Here is an 8,810-nt window from a genome sequence, read left to right as displayed (position 1 = left end):
CGGGGGTGGTGAGCGGGCTACTGGCGGGCGCGGGACTCGCGCTGCTGCTGGTGCCGGGTGCGCTGCGCGGGCGCATGGGGTGGGGTGACGTCAAGCTGATGGCGGGCGTGGGCTGCGTGCTGGGCTTTCCCACGGTGCTCGCCGCGGCGGCCTTCATCTCGCTTACGGGCGCGCTGCAGGCCATCGTCACGCTGCTGTGGCAGGGGGCCGTCTGGGACACGCTGGCGGCGGTGGCCCGTCGCTGGGCGGTGCGGATGAAATGGATGCGCGAGGAAACCTCGCCCGCTCCTGTGCGACACATCCCCTACGGCGTCTCCATCGCGGTCGGGACTTTCTGGGCCATGTGGTGGCAGCAACAACATCTGGGATAGCGCGCCGTCAGGCCGGGCGCGCGCACGCAAGAAGGGGATTCACACGATGTCCACTCGCTTCACGCAAGCCCTGGCGCTCGGCGCCCTCGTCACCCTGGTGGCCAGTGCCCCCGCCCTGGCCCAGGAGGGAAGCTCCGTCAGCCTGGGTGTGGGTACCCAGAAGGTGCTCACCATTCCCGGCCTCAGCCGCGTCGCGCTGGGTGATCCGTCCATCGCCGAGGTGAAGACGCTCGGCACCGGCCAGCTGCTCGTCACCGGTAACGCAGAAGGCAAGACGACGCTGCTCGTCTGGAAGTCCTCGGGTCAGCGCATCAGCTACCTGGTGACGGTCCGCAAGCAGGACCCCAACGAGGTCATCTCCGAAATCAAGCGCCTGCTGGGTGAAATCGAAGGCGTGTCCGTGCGCATGGTGGGTGACCGCATCTACCTGGACGGTCAGGCCTACACCACGCAGGACGCGGACCGCATCGAGCAGGTGGTGAGCCTGTACCCGAACGTGAAGTCGTTCGTGAAGATCGCCCCCAACGCCAAGAAGCTGGTCGCGCAGAACCTGAACGCGGCCTTCCAGAAGGCGGGCCTGAAGAACGTGCAGGCCAACGTGGTGGGCGCGACCATCTTCCTGGAGGGCTCCGTGGAGAGCCAGCAGGACCTCCAGAAGGCGGAGCTCATCACCAAGGCCATCGGTGAGAAGGTGGAGAACCTGCTCGTCGTCGGCATCAAGCGGATGATCCTCTCCGAGGTCCAGTTCGTCGAAATCCGCCGCAACAGCCGCGACCGCTACGGCATCAAGTACCCCACGGACATCACTGGCACGCTGACCGCCGCCGCGACGCTGAACAAGGCGCTCATCCCCTCCGGCGACGCCGTCTCCGGCCTGATCATGAGCGCGACGGGCGGTTCCGACCTGAGCATCGGCTTCCAGGCCAACGACGGTTACGGCCGCCTGCTGGCGCAGCCCAAGCTGGTGTGCGCCAGCGGTGAGAAGGCGGAGTTCCTCGCTGGCGGCGAGGTGCCCATCCCCCTCATCACCAACACGCAGTTCACGGTGGAGTACAAGCCCTACGGCGTCATCCTGAACATCCGCCCCACCGCGGACCGCAACGGCAACATCCAGACGGAAGTGGAGGCGGAGGCCTCTGAAATCGACACCTCCGTGTCCGTGTCCTTCGGTGGTTCGTCCGCCATCCCCGGCTTCCGCACCCGCAAGGTCAAGACGAACGTCACGGTGCGCCACGGTGAGACCATCGTGCTGTCCGGCGTGTTCAGCCACGACGAGCAGAAGGCCGTCGCGAAGCTGCCCGGCCTGGGTCACATCCCCATCGTGGGCGAGCTGTTCAAGAACCGCGCGTTCGACACCACCAAGCGCGAGCTGGTGATCTTCGTCACCCCGCGCATCGTGAACCCGGACTCGGACAAGGTCCGCAGCATCATCGAGGACGTGAAGACCCGCTACAAGCAGGCCCGCTCCGAGGTGAACTTCAACATCTTCGACTGACGGCCCTCAAAAGCGCCCTCACGTTGGATCCGGGCCGGCCCCATCCCTGCTTCAGAGGGGGAGGGTGCCGGCCCGTCCGTTTCCGGGCAGCAGGCGGGCGAGCGTCGCAGGAGTCTTTGAGGTCGTAGGAGGGCTTGGTAGCATCCCGGCCCATGTTTCTCATCACGCTGACGGAGAAGGGCGGCGGTTCGGAGCAGCGGGAGTACCCCAAGAACGAGATCACGATCGGCCGGATTGCTGGCAACGACATCGTGCTCGCCAAGGGGAACGTCTCCAAGACCCACTCCCGCATCGTCGAAAAGGACGGCCGCTTCATCATCGTGGACATGAAGTCCACGAACGGCACCTTCGTGAACGGCAAGAAGATCGCCGGGCCGATGGTGCTGAAGCCCACCGACCAGGTCTCCATCGGCGACTACATCCTCAACGTCGAGGCGCTTGCCGACGAGCCCGCTGACGAGGGCTACGACGAGGAGCAGGGCGAAGAGGCCTACGACGAGGAAGAGGCCTACGAAGAGGAGGAGCCCTACGAGGAGGAGGAGGCGCCCGCGCCCGCCCCCGCGGCTCCCAGCCGCATGCCCGCGTCCATGGCCGCGGCCATGGCGAAGAACAAGCGCAAGGTGGACCCCCGGCTGGAGCGCTACTCGCGGCTCCAGAAGGAGATCCACGACCGGCTCATCGAGTACCTGGACCTGCGCCGCATGGACATGGACCGGCTCGGGGACGAGGAACTCTGGCGCCGCACCGAGAAGGCCATCCGGGACATCATCGACCAGATGGAGGCGGACCAGGAGCTTCCCGGGGACGTGGACCGGGAGGAGCTGCTCACCGACGTCATCAACGAGGCGCTGGGCCTGGGGCCCCTGGAAGCGTTCCTCGCGTCGGAAGAGATCAGCGAGATCATGGTGAACCACGCCAACCAGATCTACATCGAGCGCAAGGGCAAGCTGACCCTGTCGGAGAAGACGTTCTCCTCCAACCAGGCGGTGCTCGGCGTCATCGAGCGCATCGTGGCGCCCATTGGCCGCCGCATCGACGAATCCAGCCCGCTGGTGGACGCGCGCCTCAAGGACGGCAGCCGCGTGAACGCCATCATCCCGCCGCTGGCGCTCAAGGGCCCCTGCATCACCATCCGCAAGTTCAAGAAGGATGCGCTGAAGATCCAGGACCTCATCAAATACAAGACCGTCACCGCGCAGATGGCCGAGTTCCTGGAGATGTGCGTGACGGCCCGGCGCAACATCGTCATCTCCGGCGGCACGGGCTCCGGGAAGACGACGACGCTGAACATCATCAGCTCGTTCATCCCGGAGGGTGAGCGCATCATCACGGTGGAGGACGCGGCGGAGCTTCAGCTGCCGCAGGACCACTGGGTGCAGCTGGAGAGCCGCCCGCCCAACCTGGAAGGCAAGGGCGCCATCACCATCCGCGAGCTGGTGAAGAACTGCCTGCGCATGCGTCCGGACCGCATCGTCGTGGGCGAGTGCCGCTCCGGCGAGACGCTGGACATGCTCCAGGCCATGAACACCGGCCACGACGGTTCGCTCACCACGCTGCACGCGAACACGCCGCGTGACGCGATTGCCCGGCTGGAGACGATGGTGCTCATGTCCGGCATGGAGCTGCCGGTGAAGGCCATCCGCGAGCAGATCGCCAGCGCCGTGCACCTCATCGTGCAGCAGACGCGCTTCTCCGACGGTTCTCGGAAGATCTGCTTCATCACCGAGGTGTCCGGCATGGAGGTCGACATCGTGACCCTGCAGGACATCTTCTATTACAAGCAGGACGGCTTCACCGAGGACCACAAGGTGCGCGGACGCTACGTGGCGTCAGGCTTCGTCCCGAAGTTCTACGACGAGCTCCAGCGCAAGGGCATCCCCGTGAACATGAGTATCTTCCGCGAGGACTGACGCGCCCATGCCTACCCTGGTCGTCCGTCACCCTGACGGCACTGAGCACGAGCACGAAGTCGCGGGCGAGCTGAAGATTGGCCGCCAGCAAGGCAATGACCTGGTCCTCACGGAAGGCGGCGTGTCGCGGCAGCACGCGCGCGTCTACGTGGAGGGCGGCACCGTCTACGTCGAGGACGGAGGCAGCCAGAACGGCACCTTCGTGGACGGCGAGCGCATCGAGGGGCCCACGGCGCTGACGCCGGCCTCGCAGGTGCTGCTGGGCGACTACGAGATGAAGCTCAAGGGCAATGCCCGGAGCACCAGCGGGCGCCGCGCGGCCACACCTCCGCCCGGCGATCCGGCGACGCTCTCGGACGCGCCCGTGAAGGGCACGCGCGCCATGCCCAGCATCCGCGCCAAGGCCACGCAGAACGGCGCCGCGAAGCCCGAAGGCGCGCTGGCGAAGCGGCCCGCTCGCTCCACGCCCGCGGGTGCGGGTGCCGCGGCGGCGGGCGCGGGTTCGGGTCCGGTGCTCAAGGGCATGACGGGGCCATGGGCGGGCAAGTCCTATCCCATCAACGGCACGTTGCTGGTGGGCCGGGCGCCTCCGGCGGTGGTCGTCCTGGATGACGACTCCGTGAGCCGGAAGCACGCGGAGGTGAAGCGCGAGGGCACGGGCGTGCTCGCGCGCGACCTGGGCAGCGCGAACGGCACCCTGCTCAACGGCGAGTTGCTGGGCGAGGAGTTCGTCGACCTGCAGCCCGGGGACGTCCTCCAGTTCGGCGTGGTGGAGATGACCTACGAGTCCGCCGAGACGCCCTCGCGCCGTCCTGGCACGGGCGCGGCGCCGGCACGTCGTGGCGGCCGGGCGTCGCCCGAGTCGGGCAATAAGCGCAAGTTGATGGTGATCGCGGGCGGCGTGGTGGCGCTGCTCGCGGTGGCGGCGGTGGTGAAGTCCTCCGTCGGGGCGCCGCGGAAGACGCAGCCGACGGGGCCCGCCGCGCCGCTGGATCCCGCGCAGCAGGTGCAGGAGTTCCTCAGCGAGTGCCGCTCCTACGCCTCCAACGAGACGGGGGCTCCGGACTGGGGCCGCGCCGAGAAGGCGTGCGAGCAGGCGCTGGACATGGACCCCATCAACGCCGAGGCGAACACCCTCGTGCGGCGCATCAAGCTGGAGAAGGAGGCCTTCGACAACTTCGAGGCCGCGAAGAAGTCCATCGAGCTCAACCGCGAGAAGGACGCCCTGGAGTACCTCCGCAAGATTCCGAAGGAGAGCGAGTACTTCCGCCGCGCCCGCTCCAAGGCGAAGGAGACGGCCGAGCAGTTCGTGGATCGCGCGAAGTTCGACTGCAATCGCTACCTGAACAACTCGCAGTGGGGGCCCGCGGTCCAGCGCTGCCAGCAGTACATGGAAGTGTGGTGCCAGAAGCAGAGCAAGGAGGACATGGAGCCGCCCATCGGTCAGACGCTCCGCCTGGAGGGCGGTCTGCGCAAGAACGAGTGGCGCCCCAAGGACACCATGTTCGTGAAGTTCCTGGTGGCCCGCCAGCGCGTGGACCGGAACGCGCAGCCGTGGACGTGCCCCGTGTCCGACATCCTCCAGGAGGACGGTCTGGGCGTGGATCAGGCCAGCGAGGTGCGCGCCATGTTCGCCAAGCGCTACGCCCCGAAGCTCATCCAGGCGGCGATGATGGACTACTGGGCCGGCCGTGGCAGCGAGGCCATGGCGACGCTGCAGAAGCTGCGCTCGAAGGAAGACCAGGCGCAGTACCACCAGCTCGCGGACGACCTCATTCGCGACGTGTCCAACGTGGATCAGCTCTTCAAGACGGGCGGGAGCAACATCACCAACGAAGACCCCGAGCGCGCGGTGGCGCCGTTCAAGGACGCGCTGGCGACGGACAAGCGCATCATGGCGGAGCTGGCGGAGTCGCACCTGTCCTTCTACCGGAAGAACATGTTCCAGGACCTGGCGGCCTCCGCCTACCTGCGTGGCAAGCACTTCGCCGACCGCGAGGACCGCCGCCGCGGCTGCCGCATCTGGAAGATGGGCTTCGACTTCTACAAGGGCAACACGAACCTGAACCGCGTGGTGGCGTTCTGCTCCACGCAGGCGCAGAACGCGTTGAACAGCGTAGGCAGCTGCTCGGACTTCCAGGCGGTGGAGGACTACGCCGTGCCGGGTGACGGCATCGCCGAGCAGATGGCCGCGAAGAAGGCCGAGATGAAGTGCCGCTGAGCGGCGCTCCGGTGCGGGGCTTCGTGGACAGACAGCGGTAGGCGCGCTAGGGACGGGGGATGGCCGACACTAGCCCCCCGCGCTCCGAGCGCCGCCTGGCGCTCTTCGACGCGTCTGGCTTCATCTTCCGCGCCTACCACGCCATCCCCCCGCTCACGACGAGCAAGGGGGTGCCCACGAACGCGGTGCTGGGCTTCACCCGCATGGTGCTCAAGGCCCTGCAGGAGCTGAAGCCCACGCACGTGGCGCTCGCGTTCGACAAGTCCGGCCGCGTGGAGCGTCAGAAGATCGACCCCACGTACAAGGCGAACCGCAAGGCGGCGCCGGAGGACCTGACGCCCCAGTTCCCGCTCATCCGCAAGGTGGGGGACGTGCTGAACCTGGCCTCGCTGGACGCGGAGGGCTGGGAGGCGGACGACGTCATCGGCACGCTGGCGCTGCAAGCGAAGGCGGAGGGCTTCCAGGTACTGGTCGTCACCAGCGACAAGGACTTCATGCAGATTGTCGACGAGGACATCACCCTCTTCGACCCCGCGAAGAACAAGCGCATCGGCATCGCGGACGTGCAGGAGAAGATGGGCATCCTGCCCAAGCAGGTGCGCGACTTCCTGGCCCTGGTGGGCGACGCGGTGGACAACGTCGCCAAGGTACCCGGCGTGGGCGACAAGACGGCGGTGGAGTTGCTCCACCAGTTCGGCGACGTGGAGACGCTGCTCGCGCGCGTGGAGGAAGTGAAGAAGCCGAAGATCCGCGCGGCGCTGGAGTCCCACCGCGAGAGCCTGGCGCGCGCCAAGCAGCTCGTCACCTTCAACACCGGACTGCCCCTGGGCGTGAAGCTGGAGGACCTGGTCCGCCGTGCGCCGGACGCCACGCGTGCGCGGGACCTGTTCACGGAGCTGGAGTTCTTCGCGCTCCTGCGCGACCTGCCCGCGGAGGAGGCCCCGGCGCGGCCGGACGTGGCGCCGCTCGCCACCACCACCACGCTGGTCACCACCGAGGCGGAGCTGAAGGCGCTGGCGGAAGCGGCGAAGGCGGCCGGGTCTCTCACCCTGGTGCCCGCCTACGAGGGCATGCCCTTCGCGGCGCCGCTGGTGGGCATGGGCGTGGCGCTGCCGGATGGCTCCACGCGGTACGTGCCGCTGCGGCACCAGCAGCTGGGCGCCACGCAGGTGCCGGTGGCGGCCTTCACCGCGGTGATGAAGGACGTGATTTCGGACGCGGCGGTGAAGAAGGGCGGCCACGACCTCAAGGCGCTCACGCTGGTGCTGGCCCATGAAGGGCTGACGCTGGAGGGCGCCCAGGACGACGTGGAGCTCTTGAGCTACCTGCTCAACCCGTCGCGCCGGGAGCACGCGCTGGCGGACCTGGCGCGCGAACGGCTGCGTTCAGAGCTGCCCGCGCTGCCCGCGTCGGTGGAGGGCAAGAAGGGGCGGCCGCTGGCGGACCACGGGCCGGAAGAGGTGGCCGCGGCGTACGCGGTGCGCGCGGACGCGGCGCGCAGGATGGCTCCGGAGCTGTGGAAGGAGCTGGAGCTGGGCGGACTCTCGGAGCTGGCTCGCACGCTGGAGCTGCCGCTGTTGCCCGTGCTCGCGCGGATGGAGCGCGAGGGCGTGAAGCTGGACGTGGTGGAGCTGGGCCGCACTTCCGAACGCGTGGACGTGGAGGTGAAGACGAAGGAGGCCGAGTGCCACCAGGCCGCGGGCCACGTCTTCAACCTGGGCTCCAATCCGCAGCTGGCGCAGGTGCTCTACGAGGAGCAGAAGCTGCCCATCCTCAAGCGCGGCAAGACGGGCCCGTCCACGGACCAGGAGGTGCTGGAGAAGCTGGCCGAGGAGCACAACAGCGTGCTCGCGCGCGCGCTCATCGAGTACCGGGGCCTGTCCAAGCTCAAGAGCACCTACCTGGACACGCTGCCCACGCTGGTGGCGAAGGACGGGCGCATCCACACCACGTACCACCAGGCAGCCACCGCCACCGGCCGGCTGTCCTCGTCCGACCCGAACCTGCAGAACATCCCCGTCCGCACGGAGCTGGGGCGTGAAATCCGCCGCGCCTTCGTGGCGGACGCCGGGCACCAGCTGGTGAGCGCGGACTACTCGCAGATTGAGCTGCGGCTGCTGGCGCACATCGCGGAGGACCCGGTCCTCATCGACGCCTTCCGCAATGACGAGGACATCCACAGCCGCACGGCGGCGGAAGTCTTCGGCGTGGCCCCCAAGGACGTGGACCGCGAGCAGCGCCGCGTGGCGAAGATGGTGAACTTCGGCATCGCCTACGGCCTGTCCGCGCACGGCCTGTCCACGCGCCTGGGCATCTCCCAGGAGAACGCGCGCGACGTCATCGAGCGGTACTTCACCCGGTACGCGGGCATCCGCCAGTACCTGGAGGACACCGTGGAGAAGGCGCGCAAGGTGGGCTACGTGGAGACGCTCTACGGCCGCCGCCGCCTGATGGGGGACCTGCTCTCCAAGAACCGGGCGGTGGCCCAGGCCGCCGAGCGCGCCGCCATCAACATGCCCATCCAGGGCACCGCCGCGGACCTGATGAAGAAGGCCATGCTGGCCGTGGACGCCGCGCTCCGGGAGCAGAAGCTGAAGACGCGCGTGCTCCTCCAGGTGCACGACGAACTGCTCTTCGAAGCGCCGGACGCGGAGGTGGAGGCCGTGAAGGCGCTGGCCGTGAAGAGCATGGCCTCCGTCGCCGAGCTGAAGGTGCCGCTCAAGGTGGACGTGGGCGCGGGGAAGAGCTGGGCGGACGCGCACTGAGCACGAAAAAATGCGGGAGAGCGCCCACCCCCGTAGGCGCCCTCCCGC

The 8,810-nt window shown here is 68.1% G+C and carries 5 protein-coding genes; all 5 read left to right on the top strand.

Features of this window, described 5'->3' with window-relative positions; all coding sequences use genetic code 11:
• Positions 1-371: prepilin peptidase (locus D7V77_RS37950; protein WP_120581118.1), on the top strand; the 371-nt coding region annotated here is incomplete at its 5' end.
• 46 nt (positions 372-417) lie between these two features.
• On the top strand, positions 418-1,866 hold the full coding sequence (locus D7V77_RS37945) for a type II and III secretion system protein family protein (protein WP_120581117.1): 1,449 nt from the start codon (positions 418-420) through the stop codon (positions 1,864-1,866).
• A 152-nt stretch (positions 1,867-2,018) separates the two neighbouring features.
• On the top strand, positions 2,019-3,776 hold the full coding sequence (locus tag D7V77_RS37940; protein WP_120581116.1) for an ATPase, T2SS/T4P/T4SS family: 1,758 nt from the start codon (positions 2,019-2,021) through the stop codon (positions 3,774-3,776).
• A gap of 7 nt (positions 3,777-3,783) precedes the next feature.
• A complete protein-coding gene (locus tag D7V77_RS37935; protein ID WP_120581115.1) occupies positions 3,784-5,997 on the top strand; it encodes an FHA domain-containing protein in 2,214 nt (737 codons plus the stop codon).
• Between the two features lie 59 nt (positions 5,998-6,056).
• Positions 6,057-8,762: a DNA polymerase I gene (polA, locus tag D7V77_RS37930; protein WP_120581114.1), complete on the top strand. Its 2,706-nt coding sequence runs from the start codon at positions 6,057-6,059 to the stop codon at positions 8,760-8,762.
• Positions 8,763-8,810: the final 48 nt, after the last annotated feature.

The organism is Corallococcus sp. CA041A, assembly GCF_003612075.1.
In the GTDB taxonomy this organism is placed as follows: Bacteria; Myxococcota; Myxococcia; order Myxococcales; family Myxococcaceae; genus Corallococcus; species Corallococcus exiguus.
Note: the sequence above shows the minus strand (reverse complement) of the source record. Positions and strands in the feature narration are given on the sequence as shown.

Bases quoted from the DNA above. Each gene is read 5' to 3' on its own strand.
- D7V77_RS37945 (WP_120581117.1), top strand. From the start codon at position 418: ATGTCCACTCGCTTCACGCAAGCCCTGGCGCTCGGCGCCCTCGTCACC.
- D7V77_RS37940 (WP_120581116.1), top strand. From the start codon at position 2,019: ATGTTTCTCATCACGCTGACGGAGAAGGGCGGCGGTTCGGAGCAGCGG.
- D7V77_RS37935 (WP_120581115.1), top strand. From the start codon at position 3,784: ATGCCTACCCTGGTCGTCCGTCACCCTGACGGCACTGAGCACGAGCAC.
- polA (WP_120581114.1), top strand. From the start codon at position 6,057: ATGGCCGACACTAGCCCCCCGCGCTCCGAGCGCCGCCTGGCGCTCTTC.